Here is a 17146-nt window from a genome sequence, read left to right as displayed (position 1 = left end):
GATCCTCCTTTTCTCCAGTCAAACCATCCAGAGTTTGTGTGATGTTACCTCTGACGGGGTGGTTTGTCCACCCCTTTCCGAAACTGTGTGTGAATTTTTGAGGTCCATGTCAATGAACATTTTCAGTTTTTCCTCCGGCGAACAGGTGCCATCCGTGGGGAACACAGAAACCACATGGATCAGCCGTCCGTGACTCAACTGGTCGCGCTCGGCTACAACTTTTTCCGCCCTGCCGGGCATGGGAATGATTTTGGGCATTGCGTCCCTCCTCTACAGAATATGAGGGGCCAGAAAACGGCGAATTGGGTCCGGCAGCATTGCCAAACCCAGTCTTAAGTTCATGCCCGAAAAGAAAACTCCCCCTTCATCTTCCTCCCGAAAAAAAGGCCGAGCGAATACCCATGTCCAATCAAAAAAAGAACATGTCCCCGGTGGGGGACATGTTCCCAGCCCCCTCTTGTACGGAGGCAGGTATGCGTGTATACTAAGAGCAGTCGTTCTCAAAACAGAGAACAGATAGGAGGCACACCGCAATGGAGCAGACATTCGGCAGTTATGTGCGGGAGAAACGAATGGCCCGCGGACTGTCCCTACGCGCTCTGGCGGCACAGTTGGAGGTATCTCCGGTCTATATGAGCAACATCGAGAATGACCGGAGGCCGGCGCCCACCAGAGAGAAATTAAACCACCTCATTGAAATTCTGGGACTATGCCAGGCAGATGCCGAACTTCTGCTGGATCTGGCTGCCAAATCCAGAACGCAGCGGGTGTCCGCGGACTTGCCAGAGTACATTATGGAACGGGATATCGTCCGGGCTGCCCTACGGACAGCCAAGGAAGTGGACGCCACAGACGAGGAATGGCAGGAATTTATAGACCGCATTACCCGGCGGGAGAAACCGGGCAACTGAAAAAGGGGGACAAGCCCATGCGGAAGTATTATACAGAGCAGACGATGGAGGGCATCGCACGGCGTGTGCTGGATGCCTACGATGAGCGCCTCTACCGCGGTCAGCCTTGCGCCATTCCCATCGAGGATCTTATCGAGCGCCATGGTCTGACGCTGGAGTTCCAATACCTCCGCAAAAATGGCCGCATTCTGGGAAAAACCGTGTTCGATACCGGTCTGGAGGCCGTATATGATATGGAACTGGGCAAGTATACCCTGTTCCCGGTGAAAGCCGGTACGATTCTCATAGATGCCTCGCTGTGTGAAGAAGAATCCAGCACCGGCCGACTGCGGTTTACTGAGGCCCATGAACTGTCCCACTGGATCCTGCATAAGGGGCTGTATGTTGGTACTGGAGAGAGCGCGGCGCTGCAGCCTGCCGTCAAGGAAACCAGTATGGAGATCCAGGCGAATATGCTTGGGTCCGCCTTGCTCATGCCCATGCCTATGGTGAAACGGTGTTTTTATCAAATGCGGGCTGGCCGTGACAATCAGGCCATTGTTCAGGCCATGTCGGAGGTGTTTCAGGTATCCCGCCAGGCCATGCGGATCCGTCTCACCAACCACCATTTGCTGTAAAATTTTTTACTACGCTGTTCTCAAAACAGAGAACACTTTGTAGGAGGAACGCCATGCAACAAGTAAAAAGAACCCAAGCGGTGCGCTGCCCTGTGTGCGGCCGTGGGCGTGTGATCGACGCTGCGGCCGGCGTGGATCCGGGGCGTCTGCGTCTCTACGGCCCGGAGCATGCGGACAAGGCGGAATTGTTCTCCAAGTGTCCCAAATGTGGGCTACAGATCGGCATCTCCTTTGAAAAGACCGGATATTCCTAAAATGAAAATAGAGTATCGACCTCGTCAAGCGCACCAACCGCCCGCATAAAAAGCGGGATCTACCGCGTTCGGAGCCTTACAGGCAGCAGTTCTGCTGTGCTGTAAGGCTCTTTTTTTGCGCCTTTTCCGCGGCAGGGCGGCGGAAAGGCTTGAAATGCGGAATTTTTGGCAGCCCTACATAGCGAAATACCCATGATCGCCAACTCAGAAATTTCCCCAAAAAATCTGAGATTGGAGATCAAAACTATGAAAAAATGGCAGGAAAATCGGAACTACAGGAAAATTTGTGACGACAAGGGCGAAGTTGTCGACCATATCATTACGGTAGACGGCATAGACGTATCCGTCCCGGAGGATGTGTTCTCTGCCTATGCCCGGATGGATCGTCGGGAGCGGTATCTCAGCGAGGACGTTCCTGCTGGAGGTCAGCAGCTCTCTCTGGAACAGATGGCAGAGGACGGCGTTTTGCCGGACTATGTGGGCGAAGAAATGTCACCCAGCGCGGAGGACTGTTGTCTGCGGCAGGAGATGTCCAGCATGCTTCTGGCCGCCCTTCTCTCGTTGGAGGATCGTGACAGGCAGCTCATCATCGCGCTGTTCTACAACCGCCTCTCCACCAGAGAATACGCCCGGCGTCTGGGCATTACCCAGCGGGCCGTCATCAAGCGCCGGGATCGGATTCTGAAGGATCTGAAAAAGTATTTTGAAAAATTTGCGGCGTGAGGGTATTCACTTGGCGTTTTTTTCGGGAGGAAAGTGAAGGGGGAAAACACCTCCCCCTCCACTGTTCCTTGAAAAGTGCATACCAGCAATGCGGGTAACACGCAGCCGCACCCACCCCATAGCGCGCGCCAGGACCCGGTCCAAACGGCCGGCGAGCGATTCAGCCTGTGGCCGGCCCTGACAGGCCGGGCAAGAGATGGGACGGCTCAAATAATGACACACCAAGCACGGCCTGCGCGTAAGACAGGCGGCGCTGCTCTGGGATTGAAAGCAGTAGAGATCCCGGAAACATGCCCGTGAGGCCCTCCTGTCAGGGGTCTGCCCGCATTGTTCCCAAACCCATCGGAGGGCGAGTGCGAATGCGATGGGAACACGAAAAAAAGATAAAAGGACGGAAGTATCCATGAAGAAATATACCCATGAAAAGGCCCATGAGTAAATTGACTATATTTTCAAAACCCTACTGCCTCGAAGGGGCATGACGGAGCGTCCGGAACAGATCCGGTTATGCCACAGCATCCTGAACACCATGCTGGACGGCGGCATCGCCCTATGCGACGCTGGGACCGGCATCGGCAAGACCTTCGCTTACCTGACTGCCGGCATCCTGCTGGGCAAGTGCCGGGCGGCAGAGGGCAAGCCGCAGCGGCCTATCCTGATTTCCACTTCCAGTATCGCTTTGCAGAATGCCATCCAGAAGGAATATCTGCCCCTTCTGTCTGGTGTACTGCTGTCTGCGGAACTGATCTCTGCACCCATCGAGGCAGTCATCCGTAAGGGCAAGGCCCACTACGCCTGTGACGCCCGATTGGAACGGCGGATCCGGCAGGTGGAGGGCAGCCATAAAAATCCCGCCGCCCACCAAGCCCTGCACGCCGCACGGCACGTGCTGGATCTGGACCAGATGTCTGGGATGAGCAGTTATGACAGGGAGCGGATCTGTGTTCCGCAGCGGTGCAGGTGCCGGCTGAAGGACTGCCGGTATCACTGCTTTCTGGACACCTGCCAGAGCGGACAGTATACGGTCCAGATCTGTAACCACAACCTCCTGATGGCAGATCTTATCCACCGCAGCCAAAAGAAAAAAACCATTCTTCCAGACAGCGCAGCCATCATCATAGATGAGGCCCACAAACTGCCGGAAACTGCCCGGCAGATGTTTGGCGTGACGCTGAAGGCTCAGGACTTTGCAGAGCTGGTTCGCAGTTTACATGTGGAGCGGTATGTCCTCGCAGCGGAACTGCTCTCCGAAGCTGTGGCGCCGCTGACGGAAAAACTGTCAGTTCCAGTGGAAGAAGGGGCTGGATTTGATGCCTACCAGATGTTCCTGGAACGGCCGCATCAAGTCCTGACAGTGGTCTGCCGACAGCTGGAGGGTCTGCTGACCAAGGAAACCTGGCGTCTTCTGTCTGCCGTCGCCTCCACAGTATCCCTCTTTTATTTAGGGAATCCTGAAATGATTTTCTACGCAGCAGACAATGACCACGGCGGGGCCATGCTGTGCGGCACAGTGGCAGAACTGACCGCGCAGCTCCAGGCCACGCTTTGGCGGCGGGAACAGCCCATTGTCCTTTCTTCCGGCACCCTTGCTGTTGGGAAGGATTTCAGCCGTTTCCGCACCGCCGCCGGCCTGACAGGCGAGCGGCTCGTGACAGAAACTGTGTGTCCGTCCCCCTTTGACTATCAGCGCAACTGCCTCCTTTATCTACCACAAGATCCGATCCCACTGGACACGGCGGACTACTATGACCGGCTGGCTGCACAGATCCGGCAACTGGCGGTGGCATCCCATGGCCACGCTCTGGTGATGTTCACATCCTATCTCGCCATGTCTGCTGTCAAGGAACGGCTGCAGGCTGCAGCGCTGCCCTTTCCTGTATTTACGATGGGGCGGTGCCCAGCCCGCACTCTGACAGCCTTTCGCGCCGCCCCCGGCAGTATCCTGCTGGCCACCGGCGCGGCATGGGAGGGGCTGGACTTCGCTGGCGACGGTGTGTCCCTGCTCATCATCCCGCGCCTGCCCTTTGCCTACCCGGACGCTGTAAAAGAAAAAGAGCGAAAGGACTACCCGAACCTGCGGGAGTTCCTGCGCTCCGTTGTTGTCCCGGAAATGCAGATCAAACTGCGGCAGGGTTTTGGCCGGGCTATCCGTACGGAAACGGACACCTGTGTCGTCGCTGTTCTGGATCCCCGCGCCGCCCTCGGCCGGAGATATTTTCAGAGCATGGCGGAGGCCCTGCCGGAGATGCCGGTGACAGGGAACCTGCGGACAGTGGAACAGTTCTACCATGAGCGCAAGGAGGCCGGCTATTTCCGGATCCCCACTGCAGGATGAAATTGTTGCATTTGATTCGTCTGTCCGCCATTCCTTGGTGGTGTTGGTAATGGCTTTCGTGATGCTTTCCGGCTATACTTGCGTTGCAAATCAACGGAAGGAGGCAATCAGACATGGAGCAGACCAAGGGCCTTTCCTGTCAGATCCCGGAACCCCTACACGCCAGGGTGACAGCGGAGCGCGTTGCGGCAAACCAGTCCCTCAGCGAGTACATCACAGACCTGCTCACCAGTTACTATGAAAACGGAGGAAAAAACGGCATGGCACAGACGAGAACAATGGCATTTCAAATCAGTGAGGACCTGTTTCAACGGATCAAGGACTACCTGTCCTTGGAGAGCGAGCGTCAGGGCCGCAAAGTGACACAGCGGGAGTTCGTCCTGGGGCTGATCGAGAACGCCTTGCAGCAGGCGGCGGACGCCGCCCCTGACGATATCCCCGCCCCCGCTGAGGATCAGGAGGCATACACCAAGGTGGAGTCCGAGAACAGGGAAACCATAGAAGGAGGCAACGAGGATGCAGCAGAGTGAACTCGATGCCTTTATCGCTGCTGGCGGCGCACTCTGCAAAGCCTGCGGCCAGCGGATGCTAAAAGCGGATGGCTGCACCTGGACCCATGTGCGATGCGGAGATCGATACTACCGCCGTATCAAGTACGGTGTGGACGGCATGGCGTATGAGGACGCCCGCTGCCACGACTGCGGCGCCAAGCCTGGCCATTACCACCATGTGGGATGCGACGCGGAGCGGTGCCCCGTGTGCGGTGGGCAGCTCATCGGCTGCGACTGCGACATATCCGAGTATGTGGAGGGGCCGCCCCAAAAGAGAACAATCAAGTAAATCAGGATCCCAGAACTGCCCGGATTGTCCAACAGGGACGATCCGGGCGGTCTGTTTTGCAGGGAACTGGAGGTGGAAAAATGTCGGAACAGAAATCCAATCGTTTCACAGAACAGGAGATGGAGATTGCCCGCGGGACAGACTTGCCAGATTTGCTGACATCTCTCGGCTATACCGTGACGCGGGTGGGCCATTACCACTCCACCAAAGAAATGGACAGTCTGCGGATCAAGAACCGCCGCATCTGGTACCGCTACTCCGAGAGAGTGGGCGGGGACGCCATCACCTTCCTGCAGCATTTTTGCGGCAGGAGTTTCCCCCAGGCGGTAGAGGAACTGCTGGCCTTCCATGGCCGCGCCAGAGATGCCCCTGTGGACCAGAGCAAGCCGCCCAAGCAAGCGCCGGAACCGCCCAAATCGTTCGAATTGCCACCTAAACACAACGATGCGCGCCGGGTGTACGCCTACCTGAAAAAGCGTGGGATCGCTCCTCGCGTTATCCGCAGCTTTTTCGACGCCGGACTGCTGTATGAGGACGCTGAGCATCACAACTGTGTGTTCGTTGGCTATGGGACAGATGGCAAGGTAGCCTTCGCCAGCCTGCGGGGTACCTACGACCGGGACGGCAGCGGTTTCAAAGGCGACGTCGCCGGCAGCGACAAATCCGTCGGTTTCCGCCTGCCGTATGCCCAGGACAGCAGGACCGTGTATGTGTTCGAGGCCCCCATCGACCTCATGAGTTACTGCACCCTGCACAGGGGATTCCACAGCAACGCCCTGGCCCTGTGCTGCCTGGACGACCGTAGCCTATCGGAGTTTCTTCGGGCACATCCCGCAGTACGGAAAATCGTCCTTTGCCTGGATCACGACCGCCCCGGCCAGGAGGCCGCAGAGCGCATGGGTCGGAAATACGCGGCAGAGGGCTACGCCGTGCAGACGCTGTCCCCTCCCTCCCGTAAGGACTGGAACGCTTATCTGACCTTTGTGCAGCAGTGCCAGGAAAGGGGGCGGTGATCAAGTAAAAGTAAACAAAAGATATCCAACAGCAATTTCTATACAAAAAAGGAGGAACGCCCATTTGAAAAGCAAGACAAAAAAGCATGGCCTGAAGCGCATAACGGCCCTGCTGCTGACGGCAGTGCTGTGCGTCGGCATGGTACCCAGCGCCTTTGCTGCGCAGGAAAACAGTTATCACGATCCTGCCGAGCATTGGCAGGAGGCGGACAACCGCACCAATGAACTGGATGTTAATGCTACAATCACCCATGAAACTTTTCAATGCAGGGAGTGTAAGCAGCAGACCTCTTTCCTTGCCTTCCGCACCCCGGAATATACACGGGACGGTCAGACAGCCATGAGCCGGAATGTCCGGTATTCAGACGGAACTTTGATCGGCGGCGAAGGGAAAGGCGCGGTTTTAGACGGCGTGCCCGGGCAGGACGCTTACTATACAGGCTATCACTGGACGAAAGCGGTATGTGAAACCTGCGGCGGTATCAATACCAATATGAGCAAGAAAGATTACTGCTATCAAAACAATGTGTACTGGCTGTATGACTGCGCTAACAATTTTTTTGAGGAGCTGCCCGAAACACAGGCCATCGAGCAGGTAGACAGCAAGTATCATCGTGTCACCACTACCAGCGGCGAGTACTGCGGATTCTGCTACGGCACCTTCAAAGAGGAAAATTCTACGCTGGAGCGCCACCACATGGAGAGCAACATCCGTCCCGAGTTGGCCCATGACCGCTTTGTGGAGATGGACGCCTGCGCCGACTGCGACTATACCGAAACTGCCTACACCACCGCCAAGTCTGTTGTGGCGGACTACTTCGGCGTGGTGGACGGACAGCCCCACACGGTCACGGTATCGGATCTCTCCGAGGCCGGCGTCACCACGGCCATTCGCTATGGTCACAGTGCAGACGCCTGTACCCTGACCAGCGCCCCCAACTATACCGAAGCTGGGGACTATGCTGTGTACTATAAAATCACCTACACCTTCCACGACACCGATATGGTGGAGGACGGTGTGGCCTATGTCCATCTGCGGGATGAAAGCACTGAGGAATCCGACGGTGACGGCACCTGCGGCGAAGATCACAACTGGACGCTGTTAGATCGTGTCCCTGCCACCTGCCTGACTCTGGGCTATGATCGCTATCTCTGCGCGGACTGCGGCAAGATTGAAAAGCGGGACTATGAGGCGGCGCTGGGTCACGCCCATCAGAGCGTGGTGATTCGAGATGCGACCTGTGAAGTGCCCGGCAAGACCATTGATATTTGTGAGCGGTGCGGTAATGTGAAAGAAACCGACCTGCCTCAGACCGAGCATGCGTTTTCCACCACCGTTGTTTCTGCCACCTGCGCCAACCCCGGCTACACTCTGCGGGAGTGCGCCGTCTGTGGGGAGCGCCACATCGAGGATATCACAGCGGCCCTGCCCCACAATTATGCGAGTAAGACCACCCCGGCTACCTGTGAGGGCGGCGGCAAGACCATTCATCGCTGCGAGGGCTGCGGTTCCAGTTTTATCACGGATTACACGTCCCCTCTGGGCCACTCCTGGGATGAGGGTACGGAGATCACCGGGGCCACCTGCACCGGCGAGGGCATGACCGAATACACCTGCATCCGCTGTGGAGCCACCCGTTTGGAGGGCGACGAAGCTGCGGGGCATATCCCTGGCGAACCCGCCTCCTGTACCAAGCCCCAACTCTGTACCCGTTGCGGGGCAATCATTGAGAATGCTTTGGGCCATGACTATACCGAAGAAGTGACCAAGCCTACCTGTACGGAAATGGGCTACACCACCTTTACCTGTACCCGCTGCGGTGATACCTATAAGGGTGACTACACCGAGGCGGCAGGTCACAAGCCCGGTGACTGGATCATCGACAAGGAGCCTACCACCGGCAGCGAGGGCAGCAAGCATAAGGAATGTACCGTCTGCGGCGAAACACTGGAAACCGAGGAAATCGAGAAGATCTACAATCAGGCTACCACAGACAGCAAAGGCGAAGCCGTTGTGGGAGGATATCTGGTAATCGTCACGGATACCGACACCAAGGCCCCTGTTGCCAACGCCACTGTCATCCTCCACAAAGACGATACACTGTCCATCCGCCTGCCGGGTTCCCGCCTGCTGGACTATGCCGGCCAGACTACCGTTACCGTCCTGCTCACCAAGGACAAGAGCGCCGCACCGGGCATGTTCATCGCGGTGACAGATAAGCACGACAATTACTGCGAGGGTAAGACCGACAAGTCTGGACAGCTCACTGTCCCTGGTACCACCGGCACGACCAGCGGGAATGGAAACGCCACCGTGGGCTGGGAGGACGAGGACGACGACTGCTGGACCCTGACCGTCACCGTAGAGGACCACGAAACTGGGCGGCCTATTGAGGATGCGGGAGTGTCCATCGGAAAGGGCGGCAATATTACGGTCACTCTGCCCGACGATGTGGATATGGATGAGAACAACCGCATCACCGTTACGGTGACGGACAATAAGCGCGCCCCACAGGAGAGCGTGACCATCATCGTCAAGGGCGATCTGGGGCAGAGTGAGCGCGGCGAAACCGATGAGGACGGCAAACTCACCGTTCCCGCTGTTACGGAAACAGAGTACCATGGGGCCTATATCTATGGCTACACAGACGGCACCTTCGGCCCAGAGCGCAGCATGAGCCGGAGCGAGGCCGCAGCCATCTTTGCCCGCCTGCTCTCCGACAAACTGGATGAGCGCATCCCCAGCGAAAATAAAGTGAAGTTTAAGGATATTGACTCGGAGGTGTGGTATGCAGGCTATGTGGAGTACCTGACTGGCTACGGCGTGGCCGTGGGTTATAATGACCGCACCTATCGGGGCGATAAGGCCATCACCCGCGCCGAGTTCACCGCTATGGCGGCGCGGTTCTTTGATGTGTACTGCGATGGAGCCGAAGAAATCATAGAGCAGTACAAGGGTTTTGACGATGTAAATGATGGCTATTGGGCGGCAGAGTATATCAAGGACGCCGCCATCCATGGCTGGGTGGAGGGCTACGGCGACGGCACCTTCCGGGCAGATGATCCCATTGACCGGGCGGAGGTCGTCACCATCGTCAACCGCTTGCTGGGCCGTGAGGCCGATGAGGACTACATCGCAGAGCACCGCCGCCGTCTGGTGACGTTCCCTGATGTGTCTCCTCGCCACTGGGCCTATTATCAGGTGCTGGAGGCCGCCAACCCCCACACCGCCATCCTCACCGATCCCGAAACCTGGGACAAGTGATTCGTCCGCTGTGCCGCGGCCCCGCTGTGGGCCGTGGCGCTTTTATCCCCCAATTCACCCTACATTAAATAATAAAGAAGGAGAATGTACCTATGCTGAAGATCGTAGCAATCGGAAACCTGACCAACGACGTGGAACTGAAGGTTCATGAGGCCACCGGAAAGCCCTATGCCATCCTGCGGATCGCGTCGGATCGCCGTTACCGGGACAAGGAGGGCAACCGCCTGACGGATTTCATCTCCATCAAGGTCCGCGGCCCGCTGGCGGAACGCTGCGCGGAGTTTGCCTGGAAGGGCTGCAAGCTGGCCGCCTCCGGCGATTTTGAAACCATCACCTTTGCGGACGAGCCGGAGCGTCAGCCCGGTTTCCTCATCAAAGCCACAGAGGTGGAATTCCTGTCTCCCCGCCGTATGGAGGAAGGCGCCGCGTCCATGTCTGCGGAGGACATGGATGTGGCTGTGGCCTGAGCGCCATGCGGAATACCGGAACCGAGTATACCAGTGCGGAACGGACGCCCACGATCCTGCCGGAACTGGCGGAGCTGCTCCCCCCTCTCAGTGGGGAGCAGTTTGCCGCGCTGGAGAAGGATATCCTGCAAAACGGCTGCTATGCGCCTATTATCGTCAGCGAGGATCTGGTCGTCGTAGACGGCCACAACCGCCAGCGGATCTGCACCCGGCATGGCCTGCCCTACAAAATGGCGGTGTTTGCCTTTGACGATCTGCTGGAGGCCAAGCAATGGGCGCTGGATACCCAGAAGGGCCGCCGTAATCTGGACAAATGGGAGCTGGGCAAGATCGCCTTAAAACTGAGGCCGGAGATCGAGGCCAGAGCCAAGGCCAACCAAGGCGCCCGTACAGACCTTTCGGCAACATTGCCGGAAGGTTCCTCCCCTGTGGACACCCGTAAGGAACTGGCCTCCTCCGTTGGTCTTGGGGAGCGCACAATGGGCAAGGTAATGCAGATCGACGAACATGCCCCCGCCGCCGTAAAGGAAGCCCTGGATAAAAAGGAATTGTCCGTCAACCAGGGGTATCAGATCACCCGGCAGATACAGGATTTGCCGGAGGACGAGCAGGGGCAGGCGGCATTGGAACTGGTGGAGCTGGAAAAAGCAAAAAAGGAGATCCGGGAGAAGGACGCGGAAATTGACCGTCAGAGCAAGATTGCCGGTGTGTTCTGCAAGGCGTATGAAAAGGCTGTTCTGTTGACGCCCACAGAGGAAAATGTACGGATCTGGGTCCAATGCACCCGCATGACCAGGGAGGAAATGGAGGATACCATCAAGGAGTCCCATGAACTGGCCGGTGTGTTTGCTGCCGTTGCCGACCTTATGGAGCGTATTCTGCCGGAGAGGGGGACGCTATGAATGAGATGAGTGTGCGGACATGGCAGGACCGATTTCGCGCTGGAGATTTCAGCAGCCGGGACCGAACTGTTCAGTGTGAGGCCGGCTGGTACGACTGGTTCTGCCGGGACGATGCCCTGTCCAGCCGCCTGAAGAAGATCTCCAGCGTGGTGCTGGGGATCACGGATCCCTTCATCCTGGACAACTACTATGTGTGGTTCAAGAACAACTGCCCGCTGGATGGACCGCTCTATGACGATGTCCGGTTTGAGCCTCTCACCGGGGAACGTGACGGAAAATACTTTGTCGTCTCTTTGGATAGTCCCCATGAGTGTATGAAGTGGGCGCTCGTTACAGAGCGGTATGGCTATGATGCGCCGGAATTTGAATGCGGCAATGTCCGTGACATGGTGAAATACATCAATGCCATCGCGCCAGAACTGGCGCAGGGGATCCAGCCTCGTTTCGTGCTGGAGAAAGCGGCTGTGGTCGAATATGTTTGGCAGCATGAGGGGAAAGACGCCTGCTGTATCCGGCGGGCGGGGGATCACCTGTTCGCCTACCAATCCCCCCGTGACTGGAAATACAGAACCGTCGCGGTTTCGGACTCTCTTGAGAATATCCCACAGGGCTTTCCTGCCGAGAGGGCCGAGCAGCATGGCACGCTTTATGTCTTTCCAAGCGAGATGCCTGCCCTGGACAAGGCCGGTTATGTGGTGCAGCGCGCACAGCGCAGAAAGGAGCAGGCACGATGACCAAGAAATCCCACGGTAATCCCACACTGCCGCCCAAAGCCAAGGCCGAAATCATGGAGGTGTTGTTCGCCAATATGGAGATCAGTGGCGATGAAATTGCGACCATTTTGAAAAAGCACCATGTCTCCTGCGACGTCGATGTTCTGCAGGATCGCTACCGTCGGCAGTTGGGCCAGCGTCTCATGGCCAGCCTTCGTGACGACTCCGGTGAGCGGGAAGTGTTGTCCAACGGCAAAGGCCGGTACGTTGTACTGGAGTGCTGCCGGGATCGCCAGCAACTTGCGGCCATCCGCCGCCGCATCCAAAATCAGGCGCATTGCCTGAACGCCTCCGCCAGCAAGGTGAGATCCCGCATCGTCGTACTGGACCGCCTGATTGTCCGCATTCGAAAGGCGGCGTGATATGAAGATCAGGGAATTGATCGCCGCGCTCCGGGACTACCCCGCACTGCAGCAGACATTGGAAGAATCCAATGCTGAACTGGATCTCAGCCGAATGGAATGTGCGCAGATGCAAAACAAGATCAATGAACTGGAATCGCTCGCCGACGAATACTACCAGAAGAGCTGCGGCGAGGAATATGCCGCCAATCAGGAGCGTCAAAAAGTGGAAACGCTTCAGAAAGCCTTTGCGTCCTTCTGTCCGGCATTGGACAGCACAGAACAACTCCAGCGGTTTTATCATGCCATCGCGCCAGACTTTGATGAGGGCGGTTTCCGTCTCTACGATGCCGCCTTGGCGATCTCCGGCTATCCCAATCTCCCAAGCGCGTTCCCCTATGAGGACAACTGTGGCATTTTGGACTATGCCGACGGATGTCAGCTCCTGCAGTACCTGACCGCCTTGCGGTTCCACGCTGTCCGGTGGGAGGTTGTGCCGGGGACAACCTATGAAAAGGCCGTCCTGCTGGATGTGGATACCGCCGCCCCGGAATATCGGGCCTTTGAAAAGCAGCTCTATACACAGGTGCTGTGTGACTTGGGCTTTCAGGGCCTTCTGCCCCAGGAACACGAGCGGCAGAAAAGCAAACAAAACGAAAAATGGAAAGAAGGTGCTGAGAGATAGAACTGAAACCTGATAATGGGATGAGCAAGGATACCTTCTGGGCGCTGATTCATGAGGCGAAAACCACCTGTGGTCAGGATATGGGCGCTATGGAGAACTACCTGCGGGATCATCTTGTATCTATGGGGCCTGCCGCCGCCAAGAGTTTCCACGACATCCTGCACACCTATGAGGATCTGGCGGCCCAATACGGCCTTTGGGACGCCGCCAGTGTGATCAAGGAGTATGGCTGTTCAGATGACGGCTTTATCGACTTTCGCGCTTGGCTGATTGCCCAGGGTAAAGATGTGTACATGAATGCGTTGCGGGATCCGGACACACTGGCGAATGTAGAGCCATACGGCGATTGCTGTTTCGAGTGCATATCCTATGTGGGCGATTACGCCTATGAGCAGCTCACCGGCCGCAGCGCCTATGATGAGATGGAGCCGGACAGGATGGAGGATCTGCGGGACGAGTTGGCAGCGGATATTGTCTACAAGGACGGCATCCAATACCCCAGGGATCCGAAAGACCTGCCGCAGTTCCTGCCCCGTCTGTGCGAGAAATACGGCGGGCCTGAGCGTTTCCAGGTGGCATCCTCCACCTGGAACTTCGACCTTCATGAGATCCGCCGACTGCTGGATGAGGGCAAGGCTCAGGATAGGGCTGCCAAAAAAGAGAAAGGGGGCGGCGCTCGGTGAGCGAGGAATACATCATCGGCGTGGACCACGGCTACGCGGCCATGAAAACTGTCCACAGTTCCTTTCCCACGGGGCTGGTGGCCTATGAGCATGAGCCGTACACCCAGAAGAATGTGCTGGAATACGGCGGAATGTACTATGTGGTAGGCAGCGGCAGACAGCCCCTGCAGAAGGACAAGACCAGAACGGAGGACTACTATCTGCTGACACTGGCGGCCATCGCCAGAGAACTGGATTGCCGTAGCGCCGAGCGCACTTGTTCCGTCATTCTGGCCGCCGGCCTGCCTCTGACCAGTTTTGGCAGGGACAAGAAAAAGTTCCGTTCCTATCTGCTGCGGGACAGCAAGCCGGTGTCCTTCTGCTATGAGGGCCGGGACTATACCGTCACCATCAGAGATGTGAAACTGTTCCCCCAGGGCTATGCCGCTGTACTGACTCAGGCGGAGTTGATAGATGAGCCGTCTGTCATCGTGGCAGACATCGGCGGCTGGACGGTAGACCTGATGCGGTTGGACAACCGGCTCCCCAATGCCGCCACCTGCCGCAGTTTGGAACTGGGTATGATCCGCTGCATCGATGAGATCGGTGAACAGGTGCGCCGTGCTCTGGGTGTTTCCCTGACGGCGACGCAGATCGAGTGCGTCCTGCGGGGTGACGCCAGCAGCCTCCCGGACGAGGCGAAAAGCATCATCCATGCCCAGACGGACCTATATGTGCAGAACCTGCTCTCCGCTATCACAGAGTGCGGTCTGGACACGCGCGCCATGCCCACTATTTTTATGGGAGGCGGAGCGGCACTCCTGAAGCGCCATGTTCCGGCCACAAACGGCCTGTGTCGGCCCGTGATCCTCGACGACGTATCCCTGAACGCCAAGGGCTATGAACGGCTTGTACGGCAGATGTCGGGGAGCGGTGCCAATGGCTGAAAAGCGACGGCTCAGCCTCTCCTTCTCCCTGGCCCAGCGAGAGCAGCGGAATGCCTGGGAGCGTCTGTCCGCTGTTGCGCCCGGACAGCGCATGGATGCCGTGTGCAGGATGATCAACGGCTATATGGAACAGCAGGAACTGCTGGAGACCGTTCGAGGTGTCATCCGTGAGGAACTGACAGGTGTTTTGTTTACAAAAACCACTACACAGCCGGAGCAGGCCGGGGCCGTCGATGAGGACGTCCTCGGCTTTCTCCGTGCGCTGCAGGAGGGAGATGATATCATCTGATTCGATATTTTGACATGTTCGCTGGAATCGGCGGGTTCCGCGCCGGACTCACCCGCGCCGGTGGATTTCAGTGTATCGGCCACTGCGAGATCGACAAATACGCTGACGCCAGTTACCGTGCGATCCACGACATTGGGAAGGAGGAACGATACTATCCAGACGCCCGAACCATTGACCCCGACGACCTGCCAGACTTCGATCTCTTATGCGGAGGATTCCCCTGCCAGGCATTTTCTCTTGCTGGTCGCAGAAAAGGATTTGACGACGCAAGAGGTACTCTCTTCTTTGAAATTGCCCGCCTGGCTGAAGCCAGACGGCCTTCGTATCTTCTGCTCGAAAACGTCATGGGATTGCTTAACCATGACAGCGGCAAGACGTTTGCGGCCATCCTCTCCACGCTTTCTGACATGGGGTATTATGTCGAATGGCCTGTGCTTAACAGCAAACATTTTGGAGTCCCACAGTCAAGACGAAGGGTGTTCCTTGTCTGCTATCTTGATTCCCGATGCGCCGGAAAAATACTTCCTGTCTTCGGAAATGACGGAAAAACTCTTATTCAACTCATCGGCGGACCACAAGGACGTCGCGTCTACGACATCAGCGGAGTAGCCTGCACCCAGACGGCAGGCGGTGGCGGCCTCGGTGTGAAAACTGGGCTGTACATGCTGCCACCGGATGCGCCCTTTGTGGATCTGTGTGCCGGACACCCGAAACGGGCAAAAGAATCCCGGTGTATCACTGCTCGCTATGGACAAACTACACTGTCCAACCACAAGGCAGAACGCTCAGGGGCGCTGCTGATTAAAGAGGCAACAAAAAAGGGATACAAGGAAGCCGAGATTGGCGACAGCGTGAATCTCGGCTACGCTGGAAGTAATACCAGACGTGGCCGAGTCGGACATGATATTGCGCATACTCTGGATACCAGCAGTACACAGGGCATCGTGGAGCGTGGCGGACGAATCCGCCGCCTGATGTCCAGAGAGTGCCTGCGCCTGCAGGGTTTTGAAGATGAGCAGATCGACAAGATCCTCGCCATCACCTCGGATGCGCAAGCCTACAAGCAGGCAGGCAACAGCGTCACTGTGAATGTGATTGAGGCCATTGGCCGGCGCATCCGCGCTGTGGATGAGGATCTGCGGAAGGAGGCGGCAGCGTGACCGGGTTGAAAGACCAGTATTTCGGCGTGGAAGTGGAGATGACCGGCATCACCCGCAAACAGGCCGCGCAGGCGCTGGCAGATTATTTCGGCACCCAGCCGCGCCACGGCGATGATTATTATGACAGTTGGTATGTGGAAGATCCCGATGGGAAAGAATGGCGGTTTATGTATGATGGAAGCCTGACTCTGGAGAAAAAGACAAGCACCGGATATGAAAGAATCCGCGACAGTGAGTATTCTGTTGAGATGGTTTCCCCAAAACTGACCTATCAGGAACTGCCCAAGTTTCAGGAGTGTGTGCGGAGGGTGCGTAAAGCAGGGGCAAAGGTCAATTCCTCCTGCGGACTGCATGTCCATGTAGACGCTGCCAACCACAACCGGCAGAGCCTCAAGAACCTCCTTGGCATCATGTACTCCAAGGAGGATATTTTGTTTAAGGCACTGCAGGTTAACCAGAGCAGGGTAAATCAATACTGTCAGAAAGTGCGGGAACCCATGCTGCGCCAAGCCCGCACCCTTTCCTCCGAGGAAACCAAGGATCTGACCAAATTGGAAAGTATCTGGTACGAGGGGAATATACAGAGCAGCGAACATTATAACTGGACACGCTACTACGCCCTGAATCTTCACTCTGTATTCTTCCGTGGTACGGTGGAGTGGCGCTGCTTCAACTCCACCCTCCATGCCGGACGGGCGGCGGCATACATCAACTTGTGTCTCGCTATCTCCGCCCAAGCCATCGCCCAGCGCAGCACTGTCATGCGCAAAACGCATAGCGATAATGAGCTGTTTACCTTCCGAGTCTGGCTGGTGCGTCTGGGCCTCAACGGGCCGGAGTTCAAGAACACCCGCGACCACCTGCTGGCCAACCTGGATGGGGACCGGGCATGGCGCTATGACAAAGACTGTTACGAAGCCAATAAAAAGAAGAAAAAGAACCGAGAGATGGAGAGGTGACAA

At 57.0% G+C, this 17146-nt stretch carries 20 protein-coding genes; 19 read left to right on the top strand and 1 reads right to left on the bottom strand.

The annotated features are described in order from the left end of the window. Positions 1–18: 18 nt before the first annotated feature. Positions 19–258, bottom strand: coding sequence for a hypothetical protein (locus J9789_RS01080; protein ID WP_209341422.1), 240 nt, complete (start codon positions 256–258; stop codon positions 19–21). Positions 259–533: 275 nt separating this feature from the next. Between J9789_RS01080 and J9789_RS01075 the strand changes: the two genes are divergently transcribed. The 19 genes from J9789_RS01075 to J9789_RS00985 all read left to right on the top strand — a co-directional run bounded on the left by J9789_RS01075 (position 534) and on the right by J9789_RS00985 (position 17143). Beyond that, positions 534–911 carry a helix-turn-helix transcriptional regulator gene (locus J9789_RS01075; protein ID WP_209341419.1) on the top strand — a complete coding sequence of 126 codons (378 nt, stop codon included), beginning with the start codon at positions 534–536 and terminating at the stop codon, positions 909–911. 17 nt (positions 912–928) lie between these two features. Beyond that, positions 929–1528: an ImmA/IrrE family metallo-endopeptidase gene (locus tag J9789_RS01070; RefSeq protein WP_209341416.1), complete on the top strand. Its 600-nt coding sequence runs from the start codon at positions 929–931 to the stop codon at positions 1526–1528. A 53-nt stretch (positions 1529–1581) separates the two neighbouring features. Next, positions 1582–1782 (top strand): hypothetical protein, encoded by a 201-nt coding sequence (locus J9789_RS01065; RefSeq protein ID WP_209341414.1) that lies wholly within the window; start codon positions 1582–1584, stop codon positions 1780–1782. Positions 1783–2028: 246 nt separating this feature from the next. Continuing rightward, positions 2029–2505, top strand: coding sequence for a sigma-70 family RNA polymerase sigma factor (locus J9789_RS01060; RefSeq protein ID WP_209341412.1), 477 nt, complete (start codon positions 2029–2031; stop codon positions 2503–2505). Positions 2506–2983: 478 nt separating this feature from the next. After that, on the top strand, positions 2984–4840 hold the full coding sequence (locus tag J9789_RS01055; RefSeq protein WP_245184982.1) for an ATP-dependent DNA helicase: 1857 nt from the start codon (positions 2984–2986) through the stop codon (positions 4838–4840). 113 nt (positions 4841–4953) lie between these two features. After that, the gene (locus tag J9789_RS01050; protein WP_209341410.1) at positions 4954–5370 is read left to right on the top strand and encodes a translation initiation factor 2; all 417 of its coding nucleotides are present in this window, start codon (positions 4954–4956) and stop codon (positions 5368–5370) included. Beyond that, positions 5357–5680: a hypothetical protein gene (locus tag J9789_RS01045; RefSeq protein ID WP_209341409.1), complete on the top strand. Its 324-nt coding sequence runs from the start codon at positions 5357–5359 to the stop codon at positions 5678–5680. The genes J9789_RS01050 and J9789_RS01045 overlap by 14 nt, the downstream gene beginning before the upstream one ends. 80 nt (positions 5681–5760) lie before the next feature. Then, positions 5761–6693, top strand: a complete 933-nt coding sequence (locus tag J9789_RS01040; RefSeq protein WP_245184980.1) for a toprim domain-containing protein — start codon at positions 5761–5763, stop codon at positions 6691–6693. A 64-nt stretch (positions 6694–6757) separates the two neighbouring features. Next, on the top strand, positions 6758–9958 hold the full coding sequence (locus J9789_RS01035; protein ID WP_245184978.1) for an S-layer homology domain-containing protein: 3201 nt from the start codon (positions 6758–6760) through the stop codon (positions 9956–9958). A gap of 92 nt (positions 9959–10050) precedes the next feature. Continuing rightward, positions 10051–10425: a single-stranded DNA-binding protein gene (locus J9789_RS01030; protein ID WP_209341407.1), complete on the top strand. Its 375-nt coding sequence runs from the start codon at positions 10051–10053 to the stop codon at positions 10423–10425. 5 nt (positions 10426–10430) lie between these two features. After that, positions 10431–11327: a hypothetical protein gene (locus tag J9789_RS01025; protein ID WP_209341405.1), complete on the top strand. Its 897-nt coding sequence runs from the start codon at positions 10431–10433 to the stop codon at positions 11325–11327. Further along, the gene (locus J9789_RS01020; protein WP_209341403.1) at positions 11324–12061 is read left to right on the top strand and encodes a hypothetical protein; all 738 of its coding nucleotides are present in this window, start codon (positions 11324–11326) and stop codon (positions 12059–12061) included. Before J9789_RS01025 ends, J9789_RS01020 begins: the two co-directional genes overlap by 4 nt. Then, on the top strand, positions 12058–12462 hold the full coding sequence (locus tag J9789_RS01015; protein ID WP_209341401.1) for a synapsin-1 (Synapsin I): 405 nt from the start codon (positions 12058–12060) through the stop codon (positions 12460–12462). Before J9789_RS01020 ends, J9789_RS01015 begins: the two co-directional genes overlap by 4 nt. 1 nt (position 12463) lies before the next feature. Continuing rightward, a complete protein-coding gene (locus tag J9789_RS16890) occupies positions 12464–13126 on the top strand; it encodes a hypothetical protein (RefSeq protein WP_245184977.1) in 663 nt (220 codons plus the stop codon). A gap of 20 nt (positions 13127–13146) precedes the next feature. Further along, the gene (locus J9789_RS01005) at positions 13147–13809 is read left to right on the top strand and encodes a DUF4240 domain-containing protein (protein ID WP_209341399.1); all 663 of its coding nucleotides are present in this window, start codon (positions 13147–13149) and stop codon (positions 13807–13809) included. Then, on the top strand, positions 13806–14735 hold the full coding sequence (locus J9789_RS01000) for a ParM/StbA family protein (RefSeq protein WP_209341397.1): 930 nt from the start codon (positions 13806–13808) through the stop codon (positions 14733–14735). The genes J9789_RS01005 and J9789_RS01000 overlap by 4 nt, the downstream gene beginning before the upstream one ends. Continuing rightward, positions 14728–15024 carry a hypothetical protein gene (locus J9789_RS00995; RefSeq protein ID WP_209341395.1) on the top strand — a complete coding sequence of 99 codons (297 nt, stop codon included), beginning with the start codon at positions 14728–14730 and terminating at the stop codon, positions 15022–15024. The genes J9789_RS01000 and J9789_RS00995 overlap by 8 nt, the downstream gene beginning before the upstream one ends. Before the next feature lie 14 nt (positions 15025–15038). Next, on the top strand, positions 15039–16184 hold the full coding sequence (dcm, locus tag J9789_RS00990) for a DNA (cytosine-5-)-methyltransferase (protein WP_209341393.1): 1146 nt from the start codon (positions 15039–15041) through the stop codon (positions 16182–16184). Beyond that, positions 16181–17143: an amidoligase family protein gene (locus J9789_RS00985; RefSeq protein ID WP_209341391.1), complete on the top strand. Its 963-nt coding sequence runs from the start codon at positions 16181–16183 to the stop codon at positions 17141–17143. Before dcm ends, J9789_RS00985 begins: the two co-directional genes overlap by 4 nt. Positions 17144–17146 lie beyond the last annotated feature (3 nt).

This window comes from Flavonifractor sp. AGMB03687 (genome assembly GCF_017811815.1).
Taxonomy (GTDB): domain Bacteria; phylum Bacillota; class Clostridia; order Oscillospirales; family Oscillospiraceae; genus Flavonifractor.
This window is presented reverse-complemented; position numbering and strand designations above follow the sequence as displayed.

What these genes read in the sequence shown, in the direction of transcription:
- J9789_RS01060 (WP_209341412.1), top strand. Translation starts at nt 2,029, where the DNA reads ATGAAAAAATGGCAGGAAAATCGGAACTACAGGAAAATTTGTGACGAC.
- J9789_RS01070 (WP_209341416.1), top strand. Translation starts at nt 929, where the DNA reads ATGCGGAAGTATTATACAGAGCAGACGATGGAGGGCATCGCACGGCGT.
- J9789_RS01040 (WP_245184980.1), top strand. Translation starts at nt 5,761, where the DNA reads ATGTCGGAACAGAAATCCAATCGTTTCACAGAACAGGAGATGGAGATT.
- J9789_RS01075 (WP_209341419.1), top strand. Translation starts at nt 534, where the DNA reads ATGGAGCAGACATTCGGCAGTTATGTGCGGGAGAAACGAATGGCCCGC.
- J9789_RS01025 (WP_209341405.1), top strand. Translation starts at nt 10,431, where the DNA reads ATGCGGAATACCGGAACCGAGTATACCAGTGCGGAACGGACGCCCACG.
- J9789_RS01020 (WP_209341403.1), top strand. Translation starts at nt 11,324, where the DNA reads ATGAATGAGATGAGTGTGCGGACATGGCAGGACCGATTTCGCGCTGGA.
- J9789_RS00995 (WP_209341395.1), top strand. Translation starts at nt 14,728, where the DNA reads ATGGCTGAAAAGCGACGGCTCAGCCTCTCCTTCTCCCTGGCCCAGCGA.
- J9789_RS01030 (WP_209341407.1), top strand. Translation starts at nt 10,051, where the DNA reads ATGCTGAAGATCGTAGCAATCGGAAACCTGACCAACGACGTGGAACTG.
- J9789_RS01055 (WP_245184982.1), top strand. Translation starts at nt 2,984, where the DNA reads ATGACGGAGCGTCCGGAACAGATCCGGTTATGCCACAGCATCCTGAAC.
- J9789_RS01065 (WP_209341414.1), top strand. Translation starts at nt 1,582, where the DNA reads ATGCAACAAGTAAAAAGAACCCAAGCGGTGCGCTGCCCTGTGTGCGGC.
- J9789_RS01045 (WP_209341409.1), top strand. Translation starts at nt 5,357, where the DNA reads ATGCAGCAGAGTGAACTCGATGCCTTTATCGCTGCTGGCGGCGCACTC.
- J9789_RS01005 (WP_209341399.1), top strand. Translation starts at nt 13,147, where the DNA reads ATGAGCAAGGATACCTTCTGGGCGCTGATTCATGAGGCGAAAACCACC.
- J9789_RS01050 (WP_209341410.1), top strand. Translation starts at nt 4,954, where the DNA reads ATGGAGCAGACCAAGGGCCTTTCCTGTCAGATCCCGGAACCCCTACAC.
- J9789_RS01080 (WP_209341422.1), bottom strand. Translation starts at nt 258, where the DNA reads ATGCCCAAAATCATTCCCATGCCCGGCAGGGCGGAAAAAGTTGTAGCC.
- dcm (WP_209341393.1), top strand. Translation starts at nt 15,039, where the DNA reads ATGTTCGCTGGAATCGGCGGGTTCCGCGCCGGACTCACCCGCGCCGGT.
- J9789_RS01015 (WP_209341401.1), top strand. Translation starts at nt 12,058, where the DNA reads ATGACCAAGAAATCCCACGGTAATCCCACACTGCCGCCCAAAGCCAAG.
- J9789_RS16890 (WP_245184977.1), top strand. Translation starts at nt 12,464, where the DNA reads ATGAAGATCAGGGAATTGATCGCCGCGCTCCGGGACTACCCCGCACTG.